General features: G+C 60.9%; 22 protein-coding genes. 11 read left to right on the forward strand and 11 right to left on the reverse strand.

Annotated elements, in window-relative coordinates:
• Positions 1-202: 202 nt before the first annotated feature.
• Together rnhA and VNV36_RS00985 are read right to left on the reverse strand one after the other, a co-directional pair.
• Positions 203-673, reverse strand: coding sequence for a ribonuclease HI (gene rnhA, locus VNV36_RS00980; RefSeq protein ID WP_007910572.1), 471 nt, complete (start codon positions 671-673; stop codon positions 203-205).
• Positions 674-764: 91 nt separating this feature from the next.
• Entirely contained in the window at positions 765-1,523 is a 759-nt protein-coding gene (locus VNV36_RS00985; RefSeq protein WP_325715391.1) for a class I SAM-dependent methyltransferase, read from the reverse strand.
• 66 nt (positions 1,524-1,589) lie between these two features.
• On the opposite strand from VNV36_RS00985, the gene gloB reads away from it, so the two are divergent.
• From gloB to VNV36_RS01030, 9 genes are all read left to right on the forward strand, one after another.
• Positions 1,590-2,357 carry a hydroxyacylglutathione hydrolase gene (gloB, locus tag VNV36_RS00990; protein WP_325715393.1) on the forward strand — a complete coding sequence of 256 codons (768 nt, stop codon included), beginning with the start codon at positions 1,590-1,592 and terminating at the stop codon, positions 2,355-2,357.
• 99 nt (positions 2,358-2,456) lie between these two features.
• A complete protein-coding gene (locus VNV36_RS00995; RefSeq protein WP_325715395.1) occupies positions 2,457-3,920 on the forward strand; it encodes a transglycosylase SLT domain-containing protein in 1,464 nt (487 codons plus the stop codon).
• Between the two features lie 173 nt (positions 3,921-4,093).
• Entirely contained in the window at positions 4,094-5,926 is a 1,833-nt protein-coding gene (locus VNV36_RS01000) for an extracellular solute-binding protein (protein ID WP_325715397.1), read from the forward strand.
• The gene (locus VNV36_RS01005; protein WP_325715399.1) at positions 5,923-7,764 is read left to right on the forward strand and encodes an extracellular solute-binding protein; all 1,842 of its coding nucleotides are present in this window, start codon (positions 5,923-5,925) and stop codon (positions 7,762-7,764) included. The genes VNV36_RS01000 and VNV36_RS01005 overlap by 4 nt, the downstream gene beginning before the upstream one ends.
• 4 nt (positions 7,765-7,768) lie before the next feature.
• Positions 7,769-8,842, forward strand: a complete 1,074-nt coding sequence (locus VNV36_RS01010; protein ID WP_130909525.1) for a microcin C ABC transporter permease YejB — start codon at positions 7,769-7,771, stop codon at positions 8,840-8,842.
• Position 8,843: 1 nt separating this feature from the next.
• Complete coding sequence (locus VNV36_RS01015; RefSeq protein WP_325715404.1) at positions 8,844-9,863, forward strand: ABC transporter permease; 1,020 nt, start codon at positions 8,844-8,846, stop codon at positions 9,861-9,863.
• Between the two features lies 1 nt (position 9,864).
• A complete protein-coding gene (locus tag VNV36_RS01020; protein ID WP_325715405.1) occupies positions 9,865-11,475 on the forward strand; it encodes an ABC transporter ATP-binding protein in 1,611 nt (536 codons plus the stop codon).
• Positions 11,476-11,494: 19 nt separating this feature from the next.
• On the forward strand, positions 11,495-12,289 hold the full coding sequence (fabI, locus tag VNV36_RS01025) for an enoyl-ACP reductase FabI (protein WP_003202751.1): 795 nt from the start codon (positions 11,495-11,497) through the stop codon (positions 12,287-12,289).
• 32 nt (positions 12,290-12,321) lie between these two features.
• Positions 12,322-15,567, forward strand: coding sequence for a hypothetical protein (locus tag VNV36_RS01030; protein WP_325715407.1), 3,246 nt, complete (start codon positions 12,322-12,324; stop codon positions 15,565-15,567).
• 135 nt (positions 15,568-15,702) lie between these two features.
• On the opposite strand, the gene VNV36_RS01035 is transcribed toward VNV36_RS01030, so the two are convergent.
• The 5 genes from VNV36_RS01035 to VNV36_RS01055 form a co-directional block, all read right to left on the reverse strand.
• Positions 15,703-16,665, reverse strand: a complete 963-nt coding sequence (locus tag VNV36_RS01035) for a sensor domain-containing diguanylate cyclase (RefSeq protein WP_325715408.1) — start codon at positions 16,663-16,665, stop codon at positions 15,703-15,705.
• A 54-nt stretch (positions 16,666-16,719) separates the two neighbouring features.
• The gene (locus VNV36_RS01040) at positions 16,720-17,298 is read right to left on the reverse strand and encodes a hypothetical protein (RefSeq protein ID WP_325715410.1); all 579 of its coding nucleotides are present in this window, start codon (positions 17,296-17,298) and stop codon (positions 16,720-16,722) included.
• A 1-nt stretch (position 17,299) separates the two neighbouring features.
• Positions 17,300-19,462, reverse strand: coding sequence for a xanthine dehydrogenase family protein molybdopterin-binding subunit (locus VNV36_RS01045; protein WP_325715412.1), 2,163 nt, complete (start codon positions 19,460-19,462; stop codon positions 17,300-17,302).
• Between the two features lie 21 nt (positions 19,463-19,483).
• Positions 19,484-19,939, reverse strand: coding sequence for a (2Fe-2S)-binding protein (locus VNV36_RS01050; RefSeq protein WP_325715414.1), 456 nt, complete (start codon positions 19,937-19,939; stop codon positions 19,484-19,486).
• A gap of 180 nt (positions 19,940-20,119) precedes the next feature.
• The gene (locus tag VNV36_RS01055) at positions 20,120-20,512 is read right to left on the reverse strand and encodes a GFA family protein (protein ID WP_325715416.1); all 393 of its coding nucleotides are present in this window, start codon (positions 20,510-20,512) and stop codon (positions 20,120-20,122) included.
• Between the two features lie 142 nt (positions 20,513-20,654).
• Between VNV36_RS01055 and VNV36_RS01060 the strand changes: the two genes are divergently transcribed.
• A complete protein-coding gene (locus VNV36_RS01060; RefSeq protein WP_325715418.1) occupies positions 20,655-21,158 on the forward strand; it encodes a VOC family protein in 504 nt (167 codons plus the stop codon).
• Between the two features lie 34 nt (positions 21,159-21,192).
• Positions 21,193-22,026 (forward strand): AraC family transcriptional regulator, encoded by an 834-nt coding sequence (locus VNV36_RS01065; protein WP_325715481.1) that lies wholly within the window; start codon positions 21,193-21,195, stop codon positions 22,024-22,026.
• A gap of 136 nt (positions 22,027-22,162) precedes the next feature.
• Here VNV36_RS01065 and VNV36_RS01070 read toward each other — a convergent pair whose 3' ends face one another.
• The 4 genes from VNV36_RS01070 to VNV36_RS01085 all read right to left on the reverse strand — a co-directional run bounded on the left by VNV36_RS01070 (position 22,163) and on the right by VNV36_RS01085 (position 26,386).
• Positions 22,163-22,750, reverse strand: coding sequence for a LysE family translocator (locus tag VNV36_RS01070; RefSeq protein ID WP_325715420.1), 588 nt, complete (start codon positions 22,748-22,750; stop codon positions 22,163-22,165).
• A gap of 323 nt (positions 22,751-23,073) precedes the next feature.
• Complete coding sequence (locus VNV36_RS01075; RefSeq protein ID WP_325715422.1) at positions 23,074-25,311, reverse strand: ATP-binding protein; 2,238 nt, start codon at positions 25,309-25,311, stop codon at positions 23,074-23,076.
• On the reverse strand, positions 25,308-25,913 hold the full coding sequence (locus VNV36_RS01080; protein ID WP_325715424.1) for a biliverdin-producing heme oxygenase: 606 nt from the start codon (positions 25,911-25,913) through the stop codon (positions 25,308-25,310). Before VNV36_RS01080 ends, VNV36_RS01075 begins: the two co-directional genes overlap by 4 nt.
• A 194-nt stretch (positions 25,914-26,107) precedes the next feature.
• A complete protein-coding gene (locus VNV36_RS01085) occupies positions 26,108-26,386 on the reverse strand; it encodes a hypothetical protein (protein WP_325715426.1) in 279 nt (92 codons plus the stop codon).
• Between the last annotated feature and the right edge of the window lie 86 nt (positions 26,387-26,472).

Raw genomic sequence — 26,472 nt, forward strand, 5'->3', positions numbered from 1 at the left:
GCTCAGCTCTCAACGGGTCAATCGTGCAAAAGCGCGGATGTTAACACGCTGGACTCGAACCCTGTAGGAGCTGCGGCACGCTGCGATCTTTTGATTTTTTCCTACACCAAGATCAAGAGATCGCAGCCTTCGGCAGCTCCTACAGGGGAATGCATTCCAATGTGGGAGCGAGCCTGCTCGCGAATGGGCGCGCCACTGATAGTCAGCTCTGCTTGTACCCGCGCACCTCATCCACACCACGGTTGGCCAACTGGTCGGCCCGCTCGTTGCCATGATGGCCGATGTGCCCGCGCACCCATTTCCAGGTGACTTTGTGGCGGTTGACCTGCTCGTCCAGCTCTTTCCACAGATCGGCGTTTTTTACCGGTTCCTTCGCAGCGGTTTTCCAGCCGCGCTTCTTCCAGTTGGCCATCCACTCGTTGATGCCTTTCATCACGTATTGCGAGTCGGTCACCAGCAGCACTTCGCAGGGGCGCTTGAGTGCTTCGAGGCCGCGGATTGCGCCGAGCAACTCCATGCGGTTGTTGGTGGTATTGGCCTCGCCGCCCCACAGTTCCTTTTCCACGCCCTTGCACACCAGCAGAGCGCCCCAACCGCCAGGGCCGGGGTTGCCCTTGCAGGCGCCGTCAGTGAACAGTTCTACGGTGTCGACGCTTTCAACGCTTTCGCTCATGCCAGTCTTTCCAGAAAAATGCCTGTCCTGCCAATCACGGATCGACAATGACCGTGGCCGGGACAAGCCCGGCCACTGAATAGAAGAGGTTTTACGGTTCGATGCGGCGGCGATTGACCTTGGCCATCGGCAACGGAATCAGCTTGCCCATCGGTTCGCGGCGCTCCTGGCGCAACGGCCTGAGCCCCACCACAATCTTGCGCGCCACCAGCAGATAGAAGCCACCGCCGGACAATTGCCAGTCACCGGCCTTGCGTTCCCAGCCGGCCAGACGATTCTGCCACTTGGGCGACGCGAGCGGCGGACGATAGCACCCGAAGCGGCGTTTCTCCAGCGCGAAGCCCAGCAGATTGAGCCAGTCAGCCACCCGCGACGGCGAGATGCAGCGCGCCTTGCGCAGGGCATCATTGGCGAAGAAATGGCGCAGGCCCCAGGTGCTCCAGGGATTGATGCCGATGATCAGCAGGTGCCCACCGGGACGCACGCTGCTGGCCGCTTCACGCAGCAAACCGTGGGGCGACAGGCAAAAGTCCAGACCGTGCTGCATCACCACCACGTCGGCGGCGTGCTCGCTCAACGGCCAGGCCTGCTCCTCGCAGACGATCTCGACCCCGGGCAACGGCGCGCCGAGACGCACGTTGCGCTGCACTTGCGGGGCAGCCGGCGGGGTTTCGGCGGACGGGCCGTAATGCACCAGGTAGCCGCCGAAGAAACGCCCGAGCTCGTCGTCGAGCATGCGCCGCTCTTCATCCAGCAGAAACTGCCCGAGCGGCCCCGCCAGCCATTCACGGGCGGCGCTGATCAATTCCAGCCATTCGGGATCGGCCTGAGCGAACGCTTTATCGGTCATGTCATTCTCCAACGCGCCAGGAACTACTAAGATGCGCCAATGTTTTCCGCTTGGCGAATTCCGACGATGATACAGATCAGTGCCCTGCCCGCGTTCACCGACAACTACATCTGGTTGTTACAGGATCACCAGAGCCAGCGCTGCGCGGTGGTCGATCCGGGCGAGGCCGCTCCGGTGCAGGCGTGGCTCGATGCGCATCCGGGCTGGGTGCTCAGCGATATTCTGATCACTCATCATCACCATGACCACGTCGGCGGCGTCGAGCGCCTGAAAGCGGCGACCGGCGCAAAAGTCTACGGTCCGGCCAGCGAAAAGATCCCGGGGCGCGACGTAGCGCTCAAGGACAACGACAGCGTCAGCGTGCTCGGCTGGGATTTCGCGGTCCATGCGGTGCCCGGTCACACTTTGGGGCACATCGCCTACTACCGCCACGGTCTGCTGTTCTGCGGCGATACCCTGTTCGCCGCCGGTTGCGGTCGCCTGTTCGAAGGCTCGCCGCAGCAGATGCATCAATCGCTCAGCCGTCTTGCCGCCCTGCCCGAAGATACGCTGGTCTATTGCACCCATGAATACACCTTGAGCAATCTCAAGTTTGCCGCCGCGGTCGAGCCAGGCAACCCGCACATAGCCGCCCGTCTGGAAAAGGTCACCCAACAGCGACAGAACGGCGTCATGACCCTGCCGTCGACCCTGGCCCTGGAAAAGCTCACCAATCCGTTTTTACGCACTTCTGAAACATTGGTTACACAAAAAGTGGACGAACGGGAAGGCGCTCAAGACCGGGCGCCGAGCGAGGTGTTTGCAGTGTTGCGCGCCTGGAAAGACACGTTCTGATGCCCGCGCTGGCGGGTGGCCAAATTCTCAATGGTTGACCGCAGGGGGTGCGCTTTCTAGAATCGCCCGACATTTTTGCCCGGAACTTACTTCCAGCCAATGTCGTCATCCATACGTAAGTCCGTCAATTCAGATGCATTGACCCGCCTGGCGCAAGCCATCGCGGTGGCTGTGTCCGCCACGCTGGCGGGCTGTTCCAGCCACGCTCCGCAGCCTGAAGCGACGCATACGCCGAACATTGCTGCGCGAGCCAAGCAGAAGCCCATCTGGCTGACCGAGAAGCCCACACCAGTGGCGCCCCAGGACATCTGGGAGCGCATGCGCCAGGGCTTCCAGCTGCAGGAAGGCCTTGGCGTGAACCCGCGCATCGAGCAACAGCGCCTGTGGTTCGCCAGTAACCCCTCTTTTCTTGAGAATGCCGGCGAACGCGGCAGCCTCTACATTCATTACATCGTCGAACGCCTCGAAGAGCGCAACATGCCGCTGGAGCTGGCCCTGCTGCCGGTGATCGAGAGCGCCTACAACCCGATGGCGTACTCCCGCGCCGATGCCGTGGGCCTGTGGCAGTTCATTCCTTCCACCGGACGTTACTTCAACCTGCGCCAGACCCGTTTCTACGATGGCCGTCGCGACATCACCGCCTCCACCACTGCGGCGATGGATTACCTGACCCGTCTGCACGACATGTTCAACGGCGACTGGTTGCTGGCCCTGGCAGCCTATAACGCTGGTGAAGGCACGGTCAGTCGCGCCATCGAGCGCAACGAAAAGCTCGGCCTGCCCACCGATTACTGGAACCTGCCACTGCCAGCAGAAACCCAGGCCTACGTGCCGAAACTGCTGGCGCTGTCGCAAGTGGTACTGGCGCCAGAAGCCTACGGTGTCAATCTCAACCCGATCGCCAACGAGCCGTACTTCCAGGTCGTCGAAATCAACCAGCGCATGGACCTGTCCAAGGTCGCTGCCGTGGCCAATATCGACGAGGACGAACTGTTCCAGCTCAATCCGGCGTTCAAACAGCGCACCACCATCGACGGCCCGCAGCATCTGCTGGTGCCGACGTCCAAGGCGCAACTGCTGACGGCGAGTCTGCAGACCATGCGCCCGGACGAACTGATCAGCCCGCGCTCGCTGAAACCGGTGTTCGAGGGTGCTGATCCTTCCGAGGTAGCGCAGCTCAAGCGTGCCTATCGGGTCAAGCGTGGCGACAACCTCGGCTCCATCGCCAAGGCCAACAAGGTCGAAGTCAAGGATCTGCAGCGCTGGAACAAGCTGACCGGCAAGAATCTCAAGGTCGGCCAGACCCTGGTCATGCAGGACAACACCAAGCGAGCGCCGGCGCGCAAGTCCGGCCGGGTCAATACTGTGATCGCGGCCAACAGCAAGAGCAAAGGCAAGGACGAGAGCAAGCAGCAGACCCAGTACAAGGTCAAGCGTGGCGACACCCTGTACGTGGTGGCCAAGCGGTTCAACGTCGAGATGCAACATCTCAAGCGCTGGAACCCGGGTGCGGGCAAGGCGTTGAAGCCTGGACAGATGCTCACGGTTTATCAGCCGCACTGATTTGAAATCAAAAGATCGCAGCCTTCGGCAGCTCCTACATCGATCCCTGTAGGAGCTGCCGGAGGTTGCGATCTTTTTTTGCATTAACGCGGCATTAACCCGCATCTTTTTCCTGTCCAGACAAGCTGTTACTGTACGGCCCACAAAGCCCAAGCCGCTGGATCGGATCTGACTTGAAGCGTGCCCTCTCCCTGCTCCTGATCAGCCTGGCCTTGAGCTCTACCGCAAGCGCGACGATTACCGAAAGTCATGGTTATGCGCAGTTCGGCACGCTCAAGTACCCGGCCAGATTTACCCACTTCGACTGGGTCAACCCGCAAGCGCCCAAGGGCGGTACGTTGCGGGTGATGGCGTTCGGCACCTTCGATACGGTCAACCCGTACACGTTCAAGGGCACCAGCCCGGTCACTACAGCAAATTTCCTCCAGTACGGCATCAACGAACTGAACGAGCCGCTGATGGTCGGCACCGGGCAGTATTCGCCGTCCGGCGACGAACCCGCGTCGAGTTACGGATTGATCGCACAATCGGTGGAGTACAGCGAAGATCGCAGCTGGGTGGTATTCAATCTGCGCCCTGAGGCGCGATTCCACGACGGCGCGCCGATTACCGCTTACGACGTAGCGTTTTCCTATCGTCTGTTGCTCAAGGAAGGTCACCCGCTGTATCGCACCGCGTTGCAGGAAGTGCTGCGGGTCGACATCCTCAACAAGCAGCGCATCCGCTTCGTACTCAAGCGCTCGGGCAACCCGTTGCTGATCCTGCGTCTCGGTGAACTTCCAGTGCTGCCCCAGCATTACTGGAAAGACCGTGACTTCAAGGCCACCACCTTTGAGCCACCACTGGGCAGCGGGCCGTACCGCATCACTTCAGTCACGCCGGGGCGGCAGTTGATCTTCGAACGGGTCAAGGATTACTGGGGCAAGGATTTGCCGGTCAATCGCGGCAAGTACAATTTCGATCGAATGGAAGTCGAGTTCTACCGCGACAGCGACGTGGCCTTCGAAGCGTTCAAGGCCGGTGAGTTCGACATCTACATCGAGCATCAGGCGAAAAACTGGGTCAACGGTTACAACTTCCCTGCCGTACGGCGTGGCGAGGTGATCAAGGCGCAGATCCCGCATCAGATCCCGACCCAGACCCAAGGTCTGTTCATGAACACCCGCCGCGCGACCTTCGCCGATGTCAGGACTCGCGAAGCGCTGGGCCTGATGTTCGACTTCGAGTGGACCAACCGCGCGCTGTTCAGCGATGCCTACAAACGCGCCACCAGCTATTACCCCAACAGCGAATTCACTGCGTCCGGCCTGCCGGTCGGCCATGAATGGCTGATGCTCAAGCCGTACAAGGATCAGCTCCCGGCCAGGCTGTTCACCGAGCCGTTCACCCTGCCGAAAACTGACGGCCGCGGCATTCCGCGCGAGACCATGCGCAAGGCCCTCGCCCTGCTCGCCGAAGCCGGCTGGAAGCTCAACGGTCAGCGCCTGCAGAACGCCGAAGGCCAACCGCTGCGCTTCGAACTGCTGCTGGTCAATCCGAGCCTGGAGCGTCTCTATCAGCCGTATATCGAGAACCTCAACAGCATCGGCATCGACGCGCGCCTGCGCACCGTGGATCGGGCGCAGTACAAACAGCGCCTCGATCAATTCGATTTCGACATGATCTCGATGACACTGGGCCAGACCTTGAGCCCGGGCCTTGAGCAGTGGCAGTACTTCCACTCCAGTCAGGTGAACGTCAAGGGCAGCAAGAATTACGCCGGCATCGCCAACCCGGTGGTCGATCATCTGCTCGAACAATTACTCGCCGCACGCACCCGCGACGAACAGGTCGCCGCCGGCAAGGCGCTCGACCGCGTGCTGCTCTGGCAGCACTACAGCATTCCCAACTGGTACCTCAATTATCACCGTCTGGCCTACCGCAACCGGTTGGCCTTTGTCACCACGCCGCCCTACACCCTGGGCCTGAGCGCGTGGTGGCTGAAGTCTTCGGAGAAAGATCGATGAACCCTGTTCGCGCCCTGCTCGTGCAGGCCAGCGGCTTGCTGTTCGCCGGGCTGGCTTGCGCCGCCCCGCAACACGCCGTGACCCTGTACAACGAGCCGCCGAAATACCCTGCCGATTTCAAGCATTTCGACTACGTGAACCCCGACGCGCCCAAAGGCGGCGTGTTCCGTCAGGCCGGTTTCGGCGGGTTCGACAGCCTCAATCCGTTCATCAATAAAGGCGTGCCCGCCGATGACATTGGCCAGATCTACGACACCCTGACCAGACACAGCCTGGACGAGCCCTTCACCGAATACGGCCTGATCGCCAGCAAGATCGAGAAAGCCGACGACAACAGCTGGGTGCGTTTCTACCTGCGCCCTGAAGCGCGCTTTCACGACGGCCACCCGGTGCGCGCCGAAGACGTGGTGTTCAGCTTCGAGACGCTGACCAAAGAAGGCTCGCCGATGTTTCGTGGCTACTACAACGACGTCGCCGAAGCCGTCGCTGAAGACCCGCTGAAAGTCCTGTTCAAGTTCAAGCACAGCAACAATCGCGAGCTGCCGTTGATCCTCGGTCAATTGCCGGTCCTGCCGAAACACTGGTGGGCCAGTCGCGACTTCAACAAGGGCAATCTGGAAATCCCGCTGGGCAGCGGCCCGTACAAGGTCACCGAGGTCAAGGCCGGGCGTTCGGTGCGATATGAGCGGGTCAAGGATTACTGGGGCAAGGATCTGCCGGTCAACCGGGGTTTCTACAATTTCGACACGATGACCACCGATTACTACCGCGACAACACTGTCGCCCTTGAGGCACTGAAGGCCGGGCAGTTCGATTACTGGCTGGAGATGACCGCGAAGAACTGGGCCAGCGCCTATAACGTTCCCGCGGTTACCGAGGGCCGTTTGATCAAGGAACTGATCCCGAACAGCAACCCTACCGGCATGCAGGGGTTCGTCTTCAACTTGCGCCGCCCGGTGTTCCAGGATGTGCGCGTGCGCCAGGCGCTCGGTCTGTTGTTCGATTTCGAGTGGACCAACAAGCAACTGTTCAACGGCGCCTACGTGCGCACCCGCAGCTATTTCGAAAACTCGGAAATGGCCGCCACCGGCCTGCCCGACGCCGATCAGCGGGCGATCCTCGAACCGTTCCGCAGCAAACTGCCGGCCCAGGTGTTCAGCGAAGCCTTCGAAAACCCGAAGACCGACGCCAGCGGCATGATCCGCACCCAGCAGCGCGAGGCGTATCAACTGCTGCAAGAGGCGGGCTGGAAGATCGTCGACGACAAAATGGTTGACGCCACCGGCAAGCCGGTGGTGATCGAATTTCTCCTCGCTCAGACCGAATTCGAACGCGTGCTGCTGCCGTTCAAGCGCAACCTCAGCGACCTCGGCATCGACCTGGTGATCCGCCGCGTCGACGTCTCGCAGTACATCAACCGCGTGCGTTCGCGGGACTTCGACATGATGGTTGGCAGCTTTCCGCAGTCCAACTCACCGGGCAACGAGCAACGCGAATACTGGATGAGCGCCGCCGCCGACAAACCGAGCAGCCGCAACAGCATGGGCCTGAAGGATCCGACCGTCGATCAACTGGTCGAAAGCCTGATCAACGCCGACTCACGCAACAGCCTGGTAGCCCACGCCCGCGCCCTGGACCGGGTGCTGCAATGGGGCTACTACGTGGTGCCCAACTGGCACATCAAGAGCTGGCGCGTGGCCTACTGGAACCACATCGGCCACCCGAAAACCTCGCCCAAGTACGACATCGGCATCAATACCTGGTGGGTCAAGCCCGACGCCAAGCCTGCCGTAGAAGTCGAAACCCAACTGCAAGCCGACCCTGCGGGAACGGAGTAATCAGATGCTGGCGTATATCTTTCGGCGACTGCTGCTGATCATCCCGACCCTGTTCGGCATTCTGCTGATCAACTTCGTGATCATCCAGGCCGCGCCCGGTGGGCCGGTCGAGCAGATGATCGCCAAGCTCGAAGGCTTCGAAGGCGCCACCAGCCGGATTGCCGGCGGCGGTGCCGAAGTGGCGGTGGCCGGCTCGTCCTATCGCGGCGCACAGGGGCTGGATCCGGCGCTGATCAAGGAAATCGAGCACATGTACGGGTTCGACAAATCGGCCCCGGAACGTCTGTGGATCATGGTCAAGAACTACGCGCAGCTGGATTTCGGCGACAGTTTCTTCCGCGACGCCAAGGTCATCGACCTGATCAAGGAAAAGATGCCGGTGTCGATCTCGCTGGGGCTGTGGAGCACGCTGATCATGTACCTGGTGTCGATTCCGCTGGGCATCGCCAAGGCTACGCGGCACGGCAGCCACTTCGACGTCTGGACCAGTTCGGCGATCATCGTCGGTTACGCGATCCCGGCGTTTCTGTTTGCGATCCTGCTGATCGTGGTGTTCGCCGGCGGCAGTTATCTCGACTGGTTTCCCCTGCGCGGCCTGACCTCGAACAACTTCGATGAGCTGAGCCTGGGCGGCAAGATCATCGATTACTTCTGGCACCTGGCATTGCCGGTGACCGCGCTGGTGATCGGCAACTTCGCGACCATGACCCTGCTGACCAAAAACAGCTTCCTCGATGAAATCAACAAACAGTACGTGGTCACCGCCAAGGCCAAAGGCCTGACCCGCCATCGCGTGCTTTACGGCCACGTGTTCCGCAACGCGATGCTGCTGGTGATTGCCGGTTTTCCCTCAGCGTTCATCGGCATCTTTTTCACCGGCTCGTTGCTGGTGGAGGTGATCTTCTCCCTCGACGGCCTCGGTCTGATGAGTTTCGAAGCGGCGATCAACCGCGATTACCCGGTGGTGTTCGGCACGCTATTCATCTTCACCCTGCTGGGGCTGGTGGTGAAACTGATCGGCGACCTGACCTACACCTTTGTCGATCCGCGCATCGACTTCGCAAGCCGGGAGCATTGAGATGAACCTGTCCCCCCTCAATCGCCGGCGCTTCGAACTGTTCAAGGCCAACAAGCGTGGCTGGTGGTCGCTGTGGCTGTTTCTGATTCTGTTCGGCCTGAGTCTGGGCGCCGAGCTGATCGCCAACGACAAGCCGCTCATCGTGCACTACGACAACAACTGGTATTTCCCGGCGATCAAGCGCTACCCGGAAACCGCCTTCGGCGGCGAATTCCCGCTGGAAGCCAATTACAAGAGCCCGTACATCCGCGAACTGCTCAAGGCCAAGGACGCGTGGATCCTGTGGGCGCCGATCCCCTACAGCTACCAGAGCATCAACTACGACCTGAAAGTCCCGGCGCCGGCGCCGCCCTCGGCGGACAATCTGCTGGGCACCGACGATCAGGGCCGCGACGTGTTGGCGCGGGTTATCTACGGTTTCCGCATTTCCGTGCTGTTCGCCCTCACGCTGACCGTGCTGAGTTCGATCATTGGTGTGATTGCCGGCGCGTTACAGGGTTTCTACGGCGGCTGGGTCGATCTGGCTGGGCAACGGTTTCTGGAGATCTGGTCGGGGCTGCCGGTGCTGTACCTGCTGATCATCCTCGCCAGTTTCGTCCAGCCGAATTTCTGGTGGCTGCTGGGGATCATGCTGCTGTTCTCGTGGATGAGCCTGGTCGACGTGGTGCGTGCCGAGTTCCTGCGGGGTCGCAACCTCGAATACGTGCGCGCGGCGCGGGCGCTGGGCATGCAGAACGGTGCGATCATGTTCCGTCACATCCTGCCCAATGCGATGGTCTCGACGATGACCTTCATGCCGTTCATCCTCACCGGCGCCATCGGCACACTGACTGCGCTGGACTTCCTCGGCTTCGGCTTGCCGGCCGGTAGTCCGTCGCTGGGCGAACTGGTCGCCCAGGGCAAATCCAACCTGCAGGCGCCGTGGCTGGGCATGAGCGCGTTTGCCGTGCTGGCATTGATGTTGAGCCTGCTGGTGTTCATCGGCGAGTCCGCTCGCGATGCCTTCGACCCGAGGAAGTGAAATGAATCAGGACAATCTGATCGAAGTGCGCGACCTCGCCGTCGAATTCGGTGTCGGCGAACGCGTACACCGCGTAGTCGAAGGCGTCAGCTTCGATATCAAGCGCGGCGAAACCCTGGCGCTGGTCGGCGAATCAGGCTCGGGCAAGTCGGTGACGGCGCATTCGATCCTGCGTCTGCTGCCCTACCCCATGGCCCGCCATCCCGCCGGCAGCATCAATTACGCCGGACAAAATCTGCTGGGCCTGAGCGAAAAGACCATCCGCCATATTCGCGGCAACCGCATTGCGATGATCTTTCAGGAGCCAATGACCTCGTTGAATCCGCTGCACTCGATCGAGAAGCAGATCAACGAAATCCTCGGCATCCACAAAGGCCTGAGCGGTAAAGTCGCGACCAGGCGCACCCTCGAGCTGCTGGAAATGGTCGGCATCCCCGAGCCGCACAAGCGCCTCAAGGCCCTGCCTCACGAATTATCCGGGGGGCAGCGCCAGCGGGTGATGATCGCCATGGCCCTGGCCAACGAGCCGGAACTGCTGATTGCCGACGAGCCGACCACTGCGCTGGACGTGACCGTTCAGCTGAAAATCCTCGATTTGCTCAAGGAACTTCAGGCTCGATTGGGCATGTCGCTGCTGCTGATCAGTCATGATTTGAACCTGGTGCGAAGAATTGCGCACCGTGTATGTGTCATGCAGCGCGGTTGCATCGTCGAACAGGCATCGTGCGCAGAGCTGTTCCGTTCGCCGCAGCATCCGTACACTCGGGAATTGCTCGGCGCTGAGCCCAGCGGTGGCCCGGCAAGCAATGAAATCGGCGCGCCGCTGCTTGAAGTCGAGGACCTGAAAGTCTGGTTCCCGATCAAGAAAGGCCTGCTCAAGCGCACGGTGGATTACGTCAAGGCAGTGGACGGCATCAATTTCAGCCTGCCTCAGGGCCAGACCCTGGGGATTGTGGGCGAAAGCGGTTCCGGCAAATCCACCCTCGGTCTGGCGATTTTGCGTTTGATCGGCAGCAAAGGCGCGATCCGCTTTGAAGGCAAGCAGCTGGACTGCCTGACCCAGAGCGAGGTTCGCCCGTTGCGACGGGAGATGCAGGTGGTGTTTCAGGACCCGTTTGGCAGCCTGAGCCCGCGCATGTGCGTCAATGACATCGTTGGCGAAGGCCTGCGGATACACAAGATGGGCACCGCGACCGAGCAGGAAGCGGCGATCATCGCGGCATTGAAGGAGGTAGGTCTGGATCCGGAAACCCGGCACCGCTACCCCCACGAATTTTCCGGTGGGCAACGGCAGCGTATCGCCATTGCCCGGGCTTTGGTGCTGAAACCGGCGCTGATCCTGCTGGACGAGCCGACGTCGGCGCTCGACCGGACGGTACAGCGGCAAGTGGTGGAGCTGTTGCGTTCACTGCAAGCCAAGTACAACCTGACGTATTTGTTCATCAGCCATGACCTGGCTGTCGTCAAAGCGCTGAGCCACCAGTTGATGGTGGTCAAGCATGGCCAAGTGGTCGAACAGGGAGACGCGCAAAGTATCTTTGCCGCCCCCCGACATCCGTATACACAGCAGTTGCTGGAAGCCGCTTTTCTGGCACCAGCCACTGCGCAATAACCTGAAAGAGGAGCAACACATGGGTTTTCTCGCCGGTAAGCGCGTACTGATCGTCGGTGTCGCCAGCAAGCTGTCCATCGCATCCGGCATCGCTGCCGCCATGCATCGCGAGGGCGCTGAGCTTGCCTTCACTTATCAGAACGACAAACTCAAGGGTCGCGTCGAAGAGTTCGCACAAGGCTGGGGTTCGAGCCCTGAGCTGTGCTTTCCGTGCGACGTGGCCAGCGATGAAGAAATCGCCAAGGTCTTCGAAGAACTGAGCAAGAAGTGGGACGGCCTGGACTGCATCGTGCACTCCGTAGGCTTCGCCCCGGGCGACCAGCTGGACGGCGACTTCACCGAAGCCACCACTCGTGAAGGCTTCCGCATCGCTCACGACATCAGCGCCTACAGCTTCGTGGCCCTGGCCAAGGCCGGTCGCGAAATGATGAAAGGCCGCAACGGCAGCCTGCTGACCCTGTCGTACCTGGGCGCCGAGCGCACCATGCCGAACTACAACGTGATGGGCATGGCCAAGGCTTCGCTGGAAGCCGGCGTCCGTTACCTGGCCGGTTCCCTCGGTCCGGACGGCACTCGCGTCAACTGCGTATCGGCCGGCCCGATCCGCACCCTGGCCGCTTCCGGCATCAAGAACTTCCGCAAGATGCTGGCCGCCAACGAAGCGCAGACTCCACTGCGCCGCAACGTCACCATCGAAGAAGTCGGCAACGCCGGCGCCTTCCTGTGCTCCGACCTGGCGTCGGGCATCAGCGGTGAAATCATGTACGTCGACGGCGGCTTCAACACCACCGCGATGGGCAACATCGAAGAGTGATCTTCGCCTAGCCAGCAAAAAACCGCCGATCGGTGACGATCTGGCGGTTTTTTCATGCCGGGAGAAAAACGTTACTGCACTACATATGTACCACCCCCGACCCTGCCCTCCCTTCGATACTCGGCGCTCGATGCTTATCAACCGCCAGGGAGGCACAGATGAACGACACACCGGTACCCGAACAGACGCTGATCCAGAATCTCATTGCCGAATTGACTGCCAAACCGGTGGTCGCTGCCGCTGAACCAGCACGTACGCTTGACGTCCCGCGGCCATGCATGCTGCGTGAATGGATGGAGCTTTACTGGAACGCTCTCGAACGTCCCGAATTTCTCGACTGGGCCAGCGGCTTCCACATCGATCTGGATACCCTGCGGATCAAGGGTGACACCCTGCAAGCGCAGATCCCCTCGAATGGCTCGGCCGGGGAGCGCATCTTCACGCTGGAGGACGATTCCGGCTGGTGGCAGATGGCGCCGATGCTGCTGGCGATTTCCCAGCGTATCGATCCTGCGGGCCTGGGCCTGCCTTATATTGGCGGTAAATCCGCCAACCCGTTGTATCGGTTTCCACGACAAGTGGTACTGGCGTTCTACGGTTATCCGGAACCGCAAAACGAAGTTCAGGCCCGAGTCATTGTCGCCGAGTTGAAGACCAAAGGTCTGGCCGCCATCGATGAAAACGGTCACACCACTTCGGCTGTGGTGAAGGAGCGAAACGCGCAACTGGAAGACTTTCGGGCCATCGCCGATCGGATCGATGAGGTGTTGCTGGCGAGCGATCCGTTCGAGCAGCGGAGCTTTCTCGCCACCCCGGTAACGCTCACCTCGTCCTCGGTTTCCGCGCCTGTCAGAGGGCCACGGCGCAAACTGGGCGAGCTGCTGGGTCGCTATGAGTTTGCTGTGCCGGAAGATGCCGGGGAGGCCAAAGCGCTCGCGCAACGCCTGCGCCAGCATACCTGGCCTGAGCTGCCCTACGTCAGCGAGTACGTTCAAACCAGCAAGCCGATCGGCAGTTTTCGCGAAGAGTTTGCCAATCTGGAAGACGTCCGGCACATCGTCAGACGTCTTGAAGCGCTGAGCTGGAACAAGGCACCCGAGACCAAAATCGATTATGAGGAGTTAAGCGAGCCAAATCCGGATTCTGCGCTGGCGGAATGGATGAAGTATGGCCAACGTCAATTGCAGACACTCAGCGCCGACGTGGATTTTAAAGCCATTTTGCGGCTGCACGGCTTGCCCGCCGACAGCCAGTTGCTGATCACCGAATCCGGTCATGTCGGTACCGCCAGTGCAAAAGGCTGGGTAACCCTGACGGCGAATGTGGAAAAACAAGCTGATCTGAAACTCTTCCGCGACCAGCTCAAAGCCAAGGCAAGCAAAGCCGGCGGAGCACTGCGCTCGAGCGGGAAAGTTACGCTTGGGCAGATGTTGCGCTTCTACAAGCTGCCCTCGCCGAAAACTGTCGAGCAAGCCCTCGCGCTGACGAAATGGTACAGGATCAAACTGCACACCCGTCCCGCGCACATGAATCACTGGTATCTGTTGGGCCAGCCCTGGACACAAACCGAACGGTTCACTGCGCCGCAACGGCAGATGATCATCGACACCACTCGAACGTTTTTGCCCAAATACTCAACGTTGATCGATTACCTCAGTGAAGGAGTCGATACCGATCTGCCGCTCAATACGCTCAAAGCCAAAGCCGACTACCTGATCAGCCGTATCCTGATCACGCCACGCGCCCGCACGCTTAGCAATCTGTTAGTAAAGAAGTTGGGCGCTCCGACTCACTCGAAACGCCTTATGGCCACCAATCGCGACCGCCTGTTACTCGCAGCATTGATTCTCAGCCTGGAGCCAAGCGCCGGCGAAGATTTGAACCGCATCGTCACCCATCGACTGGAGGGCTCTGACACGTGGGGCCAGAGTTATGACGAGGTACGCCGGATCATCGATTCGCAGCCGCACCTTGCACCCATCAAGAACAAGACATTGGCAACCCACCTGTTACTGTCAGGCATTGCCCCGGAGTTTCTGACCCGGAATATTCCTGCATCGCTCGCTTACATGAGCTGTTTGCGCTGGGTAAGGATCAAGCAGGTCGTGCTGTATATCGAAAGCCAAATGCCGGGCGTGGCACGCCTGATGACCTACGAGCAGCTGAGCCAACTGACGAAAGGCCCGGCCCCCACGCACTTCTACAACTTCCTGCGCAAGGATTCCTGTGCCTCACTCGTAGTCGACTGGGCGGTTGCCAGAGGGCTGATCCAGCGCGACGCCGAGTGCGCGGTAACGGTTTATGACGCCGCCACGCTGAAGCAGGCCGATCTAGTCTTTCGCAACCACAATCGTCTCATAAACGATTTGTATCGCCGGGCCTTCCTGAGCGCGCCGCCCACGCCCGCCACTGTTGCCCTTGCGGATCTGCGCACGGTGTTCGCCGATAATCCCCATCTGACCGACAGGGCTTTGTCTGTTCCAGCCTCGAGCACTGGGACTGCGGCACCGCATTACTCTCTGAGCGAGCTGCATATTGCCGACAAGCTGGCGGGCAACATGCAAGGATGGCAATCGAGCAATGCGCAATTGCAACTGGCGCCCATGATTGCGTCGTTGCCCAAGCTGCATAAAGTGGCGACCCTCTTCCATGCGGCACTGGCTGCACGCCTCAAGCAAATGAAGGACGCCCTTATCGCGTTTCTCAAGGAAGCGTTCTGTCGCTTGCCGTTGGAGCAACGCTTCGACATCGAAGTGCACAAGCTTGAATTGTTTGCTCTGCGGCCAGTAGCAGCTGCCACCGACAAGCTCACTGCCGCCGACGCTGCGCCCTTCGGCATAATCGCGCTGTTGAACGAGAGGCCAACCCGAGTATTCGAGATTTTCCCCTGCAGGTCGGAAGTGATTCCGCGTCCCGATCTCGACATCTGCCTGCTGCTGCCCTTTGCCGAGGATGAAGCAGCGCGAGTGCTGCCGGTCGATGCCGGGGCTTATCGACACGGAAGCCCTCCCGTGGCCAACGCCACTTGCAATGCCTTCATTACCCGTCTCGACATTCGCGGAGCTCCGCTGGTGCAAAAGCCGCCCCTGGCTGTACCCGACACATTTTCGTCGGACAAGGTCAACGCCATTGCCAGCACTGCTGTCCAGCATCTGTTTGAAGCCCATGAAGCACAAGCCTTGCGAGAGGCGCTGCTTGTGCCCGAGCTCAAGGATGCCGCAGCCTGTCATGAGAAATGGCTGGCGTTTTACCAAAAGCTCAGCCCGCCCAAACCCTGAGCCCTGGCGAAAATCCCGTTGACTGGGCTGACGTCTATGCGAGCAGGCTCGTTTCCACAGGTTTCGCGGTGGATTCAAAAACCATCAGCGCCACCGCTACCTGTGGGAGCTGGCTTGCCAGCGAGTCGGCCAGCGCTAACAGCGCTTCAGCGCCTGCTTGTGCTCATACATCGCACTGTCCGCATCCGCGAGCAGCCGATCCACCGTTTCGTGGCGTTTGGGATCGTATTCGATCTGGCCGACACTGAAACGGATGGCGTACCCTCGGTGCAGCGTGGCGTTGCGTTCTTCGAGGATTTCCTTGAGCCGTGCCATGATCGCCGCGGTTTCGACGTGGCTGGAGCCGGTCAGCAGCGCGACAAACTCATCGCCGCCCAGACGCCCGACCACGTCGCTTTCGCGAAAGGCGATGCGCAACACGTCAGCGAAGGTCTTCAGCGCACTGTCGCCTTCGGCATGGCCATACAGATCGTTGATCTGCTTGAAGTCATTGAGATCGAAAAACAGCAGCGTCGCCGGCCGGCTCAGGCGGGTACAGGCGTCCAGCGCATGCTGGGCCAGTTGCTTGAACCCGCGGCGATTGGACAGCAGCGTCAGTTCGTCCATGCTCGCCATCTGCACCGCCGTCAGCTCTTGCTCGGCCATCTGCGCAAGGTCACGCAGCAGAGCCCGCTCTTCATCATCGAAATCACGGGGTCGGGTGTCGATCAGGCACAACGTTCCCAGCTTGTTGCCGTCAGGCACGGTCAGCGGATACCCGGCATAAAAGCGAATATTCGGCGCGCCGGTGACCAGCGGATTGTCGTGAAAACGCACATCTTCCAGCGCGTCAGGCACCAGCATCAGTTCGTCCTGCAAAATCGCATGGCCGCAGAACGACACATCCCGCGAGGTTCCCTTGGCCTCCAGCCCCACACAGGACTTGAACCACTGGCGATCCTTGTCGACCAGCGTGACCAGGGCGATCGGCACGTTGAACAAGCGCTTGGCCAGGCGCGTCAGGCGATCGAAGCGCTCTTCGGGGGCCGCGTCGAGGTTGAGGTTATGCAGCGCTTCAATTCTTGCAGCTTCATTGGCAGGTTTTCCGGGCACCAGCATTCGCACACTCCGTAGGCAGACATGCGTTGAGCTTAGCGCCAAATCGCCGCGGCTTCACATTTGCGCCACCGGACACGGCCCGCCGGCATCGACCCAGAGCTTGAACTGCGTAACGAAAATGTCATGCGGCACTGGCACCGGCGCGCGCCCTGCTCCGGGATTCCAGCCCCAGAGCACCAGTTTGTCTTCGCTGACATGTTTTAACAGCGCGGCGAAATCGCGATCACCGTTGCTCGCCCGATCCTTGATCATCGCGCAGAGCTTGTCCGCGGGCAGGCCGATCCAGGCCATTTTGTGCGCCGCCGGTGGCAGGCTCCAGTGCGGCGCGCCCGGTGGCGCATGGGGGCCGTAACTGGCCGGCGGATTGCTTTCGGCATGGCAGGTGGCGCATGGCAGACCGGCGGCCCCCTTGCCGTCCATGCCGCGCACCACATTCATCGCGTGGGGGATGCCGGCGTCGAATTGCAGCGGCGAATCGCCGGGAATGTGGCAGTTCTGGCAGCGCGGGCTCTGAAAGACTTTCTGCACCGTAGCGAAGGCTTTCAACGCTTGCTGATCCTCGGCGAACAAGTCCGGGGCATAGCCGCCAAGACCGAGCAACGCCACGGTGCCCAACAGCAGATGTCGTTTCATCTCACACCCCCGACAGTTGCAGTGGCAGTTCGCGCAGACGTTGCCCGGTCAGGGCAAACACTGCGTTGGCCACCGCCGGTGCAGTGGGTGGCACGCCGGGCTCGCCGATGCCCCCGGGTTTCTCGCTGCTGGGAACGATGTGCACTTCCACCACCGGCATTTCGTTGAGCCGCAGCACCTGATAATCGTGATAGTTGGACTGCACGACGCCGCCGTCCTTGAGCGTGAGCTTGCTGTGCAGGGCCATACCGAGGCCGAAAGTGATGCACGATTCCATCTGCGCGGCGATGCTCTGCGGATTCACCGCAATCCCGCAATCCACCGCGCAGACTACCCGGTGCACACGTATCGCCAGGTTGTCCTGCGACACCTCGGCGACCTGCGCCACGTAGCTGCCGAACGACTCGTGCACCGCCACGCCGAGGGCATGGCCATCCGGTAATGGCGCGCCCCAGTTGGCCTTCTCCACCGCCAGATTGAGCACGCCCAAATGGCGCGGATGCGCCTTGAGCAGCGTTCGCCGGTACTCCACCGGGTCCTTGCCCGCCGCCGTCGCCAGTTCGTCGATCAACGATTCCATGACGAACCCGGTATGGGTGTGCCCCACCGAACGCAGCCACAGCACGTTGATACCGGTCTGTGGCGAATGCAGGTCGACCTGATGATGCGCCAGGTCTTTGATATAGGGACTGTCGGCGACGCCCTCTACCGACGTCGTATCAATACCGTTCTTGACCATCGCCGCCTCGAGCATCGTCCCGGCCATGATCGACTGCCCCACCAGGACATGCTGCCAACTCAACGGCAGGCCATCGGCGCCCAGCCCTACCTGAGCCCGATGCAGAAACATCGAGCGGTAATAGCCGCCCCGTATATCGTCTTCCCGCGCCCACACGGTTTTCACCGGCATACCCGCCGCTTTCGCCACTTGCACGGCTTCGGCGACGAAATCCGAGGTCGGATTGGCGCGGCGACCGAAACCCCCGCCGAGGAATTCTGTGTGAATCTCCACCTGCTCAGGTTTGAGCCCGGTGATCTTGCTGGCGACCATTTGGTCGAGGGTCTGAAACTGCGTGCCAGTCCAGATTTCGCATTTGCCGGCGCTGATTTTCACCGTGCAATTGAGCGGCTCCATCGGCGCGTGGGCCAGGTACGGCACGCTGTATTCGACGTCGATCTTCTTCGCGGCTTTGCCGAAACCGGCCTTGGCGTCCCCGGCCTGAGTGGCGGACGTACCCGGTGTCGCCGCGAGTTTGCGAAAACTCTCCAGCAGCTTTTCACTGCTCATGTCGGCGAGCGGCCCGAGATCCCAATCGACCTTCAGCGCATCGCGGCCCAGCTTTGCTGCCCAGAAATGCTCGGCCACCACCGCGACCCCGCTGGGCACCTGCAGCACTTTGTGCACGCCGGGAATCGCCAGCGCTGCGGCGCCCTCGAAGGATTTGACCGTGGCGCCGAACACCGGTGCGCGGGCAACCATGGCGGTCATCAAGCCTTCGAACTGCACGTCCATGCCGAATTTGGCGCGGCCGGTTATTTTCTCCGGCGTGTCGAGGCGCTTGGTTGGTTTGCCGATGACCTTCCAGTCCTGGGCGTGCTTGAATTGAATGGTGTGCGGATCGGGCACCGGCAATTGCCCGGCGGCATCGGCCAGTTCGCCGTAGGTTGCGCGTTTGTCTGCGGCAATCACCACGCCGGATTCGGTGCGAATCGCCGAGGGTGCCACGTCGAAGCGCTTCGCCGCAGCTTCCACCAGCATCTGCCGCGCCGTCGCGCCGGCCAGTCGATAGCGGTCGAACTCCATCGACGTCGAGGTCGACCCCCCGGTAATCTGCATGCCGCCGAACGCCGGCAAGCCGTAATCCGCCGCTGAGGCTGGCGAATGTTCGACGCGGATTTTCGACCAGTCGGCGTCCAGTTCTTCGGCAATCAGCATGGTCAGGCCGGTCCAGATGCCCTGGCCCATCTCCGAATGACCGAGCAACACGGTGACGCTGTTGTCCGCCGCGATGCGCAGAAACGCATTCGGCGCAAACACCGTGTTTTCATTCTCCGCCGCCCGGGCAAAGCGGTTGGCTCCGGGCACCACGAACGCGACCATCAGGCCGCCGCCCAGCACGGCGCTGCCTTTGAGAAACCCCCGACGCGATACAGGACTGTTCATCATCCCTCTCCCCACAATCAATCAGCCGAGTTCCGACGCGCGTTTGACCGCTGCGCGGATCCGTGGATAGGTGCCGCAGCGGCAGATATTGCCGGCGAGCGCCTGATCGATATCGCTGTCAGTGGGTTTGGGGATTTTCGCCAGCAATGCGGCGGCGGACATGATCTGCCCGGACTGACAGTACCCGCACTGCACCACGTCGAGTTCGGCCCAGGCCTGCTGTACCGGATGCGACCCATCCGTGGACAAGCCTTCGATGGTGAGGATTTTCTGGCCGTGGGCGACAGCGGTAGCCGGGGTGATGCAGGCGCGCAAGGGCGCACCGTCGACGTGCACAGTGCAGGCGCCGCACTGGGCCATGCCACAACCAAACTTGGTCCCGGTCAGGTGCGCGACATCGCGCAGTACCCAGAGCAGCGGCATGTCAGCGGGGACATCGAGCTCCTGATCCTTGCCATTGATATTGAGGGTCAGCATCGGTGAATTTCCTCAGACTCACGGTGTTGCGAAGGGACGTCACTGTGGCCATAAAACCTGCGGACGGCCGCGCTTATCCCTTTCAGCAAAGCCTAAATTGCGCACGAAGCCAGACGTTGTGACCAGCGGTCATGCGGATCCCGCCTGGACGGGGATCAGCCGGTGAATGCGATGAATCCTTTATTCCTCGCTGCGTCCCGTGCCCTCCCGGTCACCGCGGTAATGCCTGGTCAGCGGAAACTGTGGCAGCCACGACTCGCGGCGTACCGTCCAGCTTTCATAGGTCGGCTTCAGCTGATCCGGCGCATCGAGCGCGCCGAGGTTCACCTCGACCTCATCACCACTGCGGTTGAACACTGACGAGCCACAGCGCGGGCAAAAATGTCGCCCGGCGTATTCATGGGTTGTGCCACGGATGGTCACTGCGTCTTCGGGAAAAATTGCCGAGGCATGAAACAGCGCGCCGTGGAATTTGCGACAGTCGAGGCAATGACAGAGCCCGACGCGATAGGGCTCGCCAGTGATTTGAAAACGCACAGCGCCGCACAAGCATCCGCCGCTAAAAGCATTCATGGTTTCTCTCCTTTGCATCGTCGATAACACAATTAGACGACCACCTGCCGATGTGCTCGACGGGCCGATCTACGGCATCACCCGCCGCCTCGCAAATGGCTACGCTGATAGTCCAGCCTGCAACCTGCCGAGGGTGACTGCCATGCAACGCGTTCAGAAACTCACGCCGTGCCTGTGGTTCGATGATCAGGCCGAAGCCGCTGCGGCGTTTTACTGTTCCATCTTCGATCATTCGAAAATCACCGCTCTGACCCACTACAGCAAGGTCGGCCAGGAATTTCACGGGCAGCCGGACGGTGCGGTGATGACCGTGAGCTTTGAGCTCGACGGCCATTCCTTTACCGCACTCAACGGCGGGCCGGTGTTTACCTTCAACGAGGCGATTTCGTTTCAGGTCAATTGCCAGGACCAGGAAGAAATCGACCATTTCTGGGGCCACCTGTCCGCCGGTGGCCCGGTGGAGGCACAGCAATGCGGCTGGCTCAAGGACAAGTTTGGCGTGTCGTGGCAGATCGTCCATGTCGGGTTTCTGCAAATGCTGCAAGACCCGGACACACGCAAGTCGCAGCGGGCGATGCAGGCGATGTTCCAGATGAAAAAGCTCGATGTCGCTGCACTGCAACGGGCATTCGACGGCCAGAGCTAATACACTCGGGCACAGACCAGCCGGGATGACCACGATGAAACACGCCGCTGCGAAGAACCCTGAAAAAGCTCCACTTTTCTGGCGCGACGATGCCCTGCCCTTCATCGAGGCACGAGGCATCGCCGATGGCCGTGAAGTCTGCTACGCGCGGCATTCCCACGCGCACTTCTCCATCGGCGCAATCACTGCCGGGCGCAGCACGTATGTGCATGAAAATGCGCAGTTCGAAGTGGCGGCGGGCACGGTGGTGCTGATGAATCCGGGCGATGTACATGCCTGCAATCCGATCGATGATCAGCCTTGGTCGTATGTAATGCTGTATGTCGAGACGCCGTGGTTGACGGACTTGCAGCATCAGTCGGGATTTGCGGCGCAGCTGCAATTGCGCCGGTTTTCGGACACGCACCTGACCGATGCCGAGCTGTTCGGCAAATTGATGGCGTTGTACGGGGTGTTGGTCGACGATCAGCAGGAGACGCTGCGCAAACACAGCGCGGCCGTGGAGTTTTTCAGTGAGTTGCAGGGGCGCCTCAACCCGGCCGGTCAGTCAGTCGGTGAGCCCAATTTCAAGCTCGAACGCGCGGCTGACTTCATCCGCGAACATTGCACCGAGGTATTGAGCCTTGACGCAATTTGCGCGGCGGCACAGCTGTCGCCGTCGTACCTGATTCGTGCGTTCAAGCAGCGTTACGGGATAACGCCACATGCCTTCGTGGTCAACCAGCGCATCCAGTTCGCCCGCGAGCGTTTGCGAAGCGGCCAGTTGATTGCCGATGTGGCGCTGGAAGCCGGATTTGCCGACCAGGCGCATTTTCAGCGGGCGTTCAAACAACATCTGGCCGCGACACCGGGGCAGTATCGCGGCTGACCCCGTTCCACGATCAACCCCGATCCCCCGGTAGGAGCTGACGAGTGCAACGAGGCTGCGATCTTTTGATTTTGCTTTTAACGATCAAAAGATCGCAGCCTCGTTGCACTCGTCAGCTCCTACAGCGGTCAGGCGATCAAGTGAACAGCAAGTAGATCGCGCTGACTGCCAACAACAAAGCCATCAACCGATTGAACCAGCGCATCCCCGCCGCGTTGCTCAGGTACCCGCGCAAGAACGTACCGGCATACACCCAGCAGCCTACCGACAGGTAGCAAATCACCAGATACACCGCTGCAAATTGCCAGACCAGCCGCGCCTCGCCGTCGGCGACAAACGCGCCCATGCCGGCCACGCACGCCAGCCAGGCCTTGGGGTTGAGCCATTGCATGACCGCGCCGTAGAGCATCGACGGCGCCCGGGCAGAATCGCTGGTGTTCAACTGGCCGTCATCGCTGGCCAGTTTCCAGGCCATGAACAGCAAAAAAGCCACCCCGGCCCACTGCACCACGCGGGTCATGAACGGCCACAGTTGCAGTACTTCATGCAGGCCCAGACCCATCAGCACCAGCAACAGCACAAAACCCAGCGTCGCCCCGGCCACATGGCGCTGGCTGGCGCGAAAGCCGTATTGTGCGCCTGAGCTCAACGCAACGATGTTCACCGGCCCGGGAGTAATGGACGCGGCCAGGGCAAACGCCGCCATTGAAACGATCAGACTCATTTGCATACCTGCTTCAGAACGAGGAACGAGGTGGCCACGGTAACGAGCGCGGGATTCGCGGTATTGAAGAAAATGCCCCTGAGAAAGCGAATCACCTGTGGGAGCGAGCCTGCTCGCGAAAGCGGTGCGTCAGTCAACCCGGCGCTGACGGGACTGGCGCCTTCGCGAGCAGGCTCGCTCCCACAGGGTTTCGGGTGAGACTCAAATCCCGAACACACCGCAAAACCTGTAGGAGTGAGCCTGCTCGCGATTGCGGTGGGTCATTCAACCCAGTGCTGACGGGATGGACGCCTTGGCGAGCAGGCTCGCTCTCACAAAAACCCTCAGGCCAGACGCGGCACGGTAAAGCGGAACTCACTGCCCTGCCCGGGCTCACTCTCGGCGAAGATCTGCCCGCCGTGGGCTTCGACGATGCCCTGGGTGATATACAAGCCCAAGCCCGTACCGGTCGGATTGCCCTCCTTCACCGTCCAGTACCGATCAAACACATACGGCAAGTGCTCCTTGGGTATGCCCTCGCCGCTGTCACGCACAGTGAAGACAATCTCATCGCCGACCGATTTGGCGTGCACGCCCACCGTACCCATGCGCGGGGTGAATTTGATCGCATTGCCGACCAGATTCGACAGCACCTGAAACAGCCGCTCGGGATCGCCGTGGATGCGCAGGTCAGGATCGGCCTGGAACGAAATGCTGATGTCCTTGACCTGCGCCAGCGGCAGCAGCAAGGCCTGGGCCTCTTCGAAGATAAGCCCGACATCCAGCGGTTGCGGAGTGATGGAGTAACGCCCGGCGTCGATTTTCGAGGTGTCGAGCAAGTCTTCAAGCAGCGTGTTCATGCGCGCAGTGGCCTGCTGCATGGTGTCGATTGCCGTGGAGATGCGCCGCGAAGTATGCGCGCCGTCCGAGCTGAAAGCCTTCTGCATCATGCCGCACAGCATGGAAATGACAGTCATCGGGTTACGCAAGTCATGGGAAACCACCGCGACCAGGTCATCCCGCGCCTGCACGGCTTCCTGCTCACGGCGGACCTGGCGCGCCAGATCGTTTTCCAGCGCCGAGCGGCGCAGATCGTTGGCTGCGAAGCGATCACCGTGACTCCACTTGGTGGAAATCCCGGCCATCTCGACCTTCCAGATTTCAAACGAGGTACGCGGACGCAGGCGCAGTCCGGCGTCGGAGTTTTCCAGATCCAGCGGTTTACGCGGATCACCGCTCCAGTTGATGTTTGCTTTCACTTCCGGGCGAAACCACAGCACGCCGTTGTCCACCGGTTTGGGCAGACTCATGGCGAGCAAACCGCTGGCCACCGACTGATACTGCGCGGCCGGCGGATAAACGCTGGACAGATGATGGCTGGCAAACACTGGCTCGCCGCGCTCCTGCAACCATTTGTGCAATGCGCGGATTTCTTCCGGCGCCGGGCAGTTGCCGTAACGGTGCAATTGCTTGTCTTCGATGATCGCGATGCCGCCGGCATCGACCAGCGCCATCAACGTTGCAGGCTGCTGCGCGAGGCCATCGAAAACGTTTTGCGGCGACTCGATCATGGCCTGATTGAGCCGCGCCAGCGCCTCGAGTTTTTCCTCGCGCTGGCGGGTCAGTTCGAGGGTTTCCATTGCACTGATCTGCAACGACAGGACCTGGCCGATGGTCTGGCAGGCCATGCGCAATTCATGCGGCACGTGCAGCGGCTGGCGGTTGCCGCAGCTGATCAGGCCCCATAGCTTGTCGCCTTTGAGCAGGGAAATGCTCATCGATGACAGCACGCCCATGTTCTTCATGTACTGGCAGTGAATCGGCGACACGCTGCGCAGAGTGGCGAAACTCAGATCCAGCGGCGTGTGCGTGTCGGGGCGCAGTTTCGGCACCAATGGCACCGGCTGGTAATCGGCGTTGGGGATGATCCGCAGCCAGTTGGTGCGATACAGCTCGCGCGCCTGCTCGGGGATGTCCGAGGCCGGGAAGAACAGGCCATTGAACACCTCCATCGACGGATCGGAGGCCTCGGCGATGACCTGACCGTGGCCCTCCTCCTCGAAGCGATAGATCAGCACCCGGTCGTAACCGGTCATCGCCTGGATTTCCTTGACGCTGACGTCGTAGAGCGCCTGAAGCGTGGTCGCCGCTTGCAGGCGCTGGAGCATCCGCCCCAAATGGGTCTTGACCCCAGCGACATTGCGCGGCTGGAAATTCTTTACGTGGATTTCCAGCTCGAGAATCAGTACGCCCTGATGCCGGTGCAGCAAACCTTCGAACGCGGTGCCATTGAGGTCGAAATGCAGTGGCCCCGCCTCGGAAAAGGCCGATTGCTGCAACGCCTCAAGGATTTGCGCGGTATGCCCGGCGCCGATCAGACTGTGCAGCGGCTCGCCGATCAACGATTGCGGGTCACGGGCCAGCAGGGTTTCGACGTTGGCGCTGACCTGAATGATCTGCAGCGCAGGCTCGGTCAGGGTCAACAGCAAACCATGGGGCTGAATCGCGCCGGGGAAGCGGATCGGCTCGTCGGCACAGTTGGCCAGCAGTTCTTCGAAGGCTTGTTGGTCTTGCAGGTTCATGCCAGTACCTCCTGGCGCTCGAGCCACTGCTCGAAACAGCTGAATGTGGTTTGTGCTGCGCTGACGACGGCCGCGCGTTCGGTGGCATCCATGGGGCGGTTGCTCAGGTATTCGATGAACTCGCGCCAGCGGCGTCCGGTGGCGGCGCCATAGATATCAAGAAACGCGGCGCCATTGTCCGCATCCAGGTTCAGTCGAGCGGCGATTTCCCGGCGCAGGATCTGCCCGCCAAGGGTGGCGCCCTCGAGCACGTACAGCACGCCGAGGCTGGAGGCGCTGGAATCGATCACGGGCAGTTGCGCGCACAACGGCAGCTCGTTGGCCGCCGCGCCCAGCGCCCGCAGGTCGGCGCGCAGTGTTTCGGTCTTCAGGCGAGGAGTCAGGTCGAAGTCATCAGGGATGGCGCCGCTGGTGAGCAACGCGTGCTCCAGCGGCTGATAGAAACCGTAATAGGCCTGCATCAACCGCTCGAAAGCGTGGGTATCGAGGGTATCGGAGAAAAAAGGAAGGCGTTTTTCCAGTGCGATGTGCAGTTCGGCTGTGCCGGCCCGCAGATCTTGCAGCACCGGTGGCACATAAACCTCACGGGCCTTTGCTTGCATGTAGATCGCTCTTGGTGGGACCCGGCAGGGGCCATTCTGGGTGGGCACGACGTGAGGGGAATTTATCACGCCAGACAGCGTTTCTGACCGCCAGCATGGTTTTTTCTGCCGAACCGCAACCCTATGCCTCGTTCTGAGTGGCGCCGAATCGAAAAAGTTCGACCCGCGCCACTATCTCGCCACCCCGCAGCACCTTACTCGGCAGCGCTGTCGTTCTGCACGGATGGATCACCATTGGCCGGCACCCGGGTGTCGGGCACGGGGCGTGACGGGTCGGCCTTTTCGCCACCCGGATAACCAGGCAAACCGCGAGTATCGTCCGGTTTCATGACATCTTCGTTGTCACGGCTGACGTCCCAGTCGGTGGTGGCGTTGGGATCTTCATCACGCCCGGCAGTGCCCAGAACGAAACCGTCGTCGTTCGGGTTGACGGTCTCATTGAGCGCCTTGTCTTTGCTGGATGGGTCGTTCATGTCTGCCTCCGGAGCAGTTTCATCGAACTTGTTTGGAAACGTCGTCGCAGCCCAAGTGCAATGGAAAAGACCAACGGTGCATCCAC

This window comes from Pseudomonas sp., from assembly GCF_035554175.1.
Taxonomy (GTDB): domain Bacteria; phylum Pseudomonadota; class Gammaproteobacteria; order Pseudomonadales; family Pseudomonadaceae; genus Aquipseudomonas.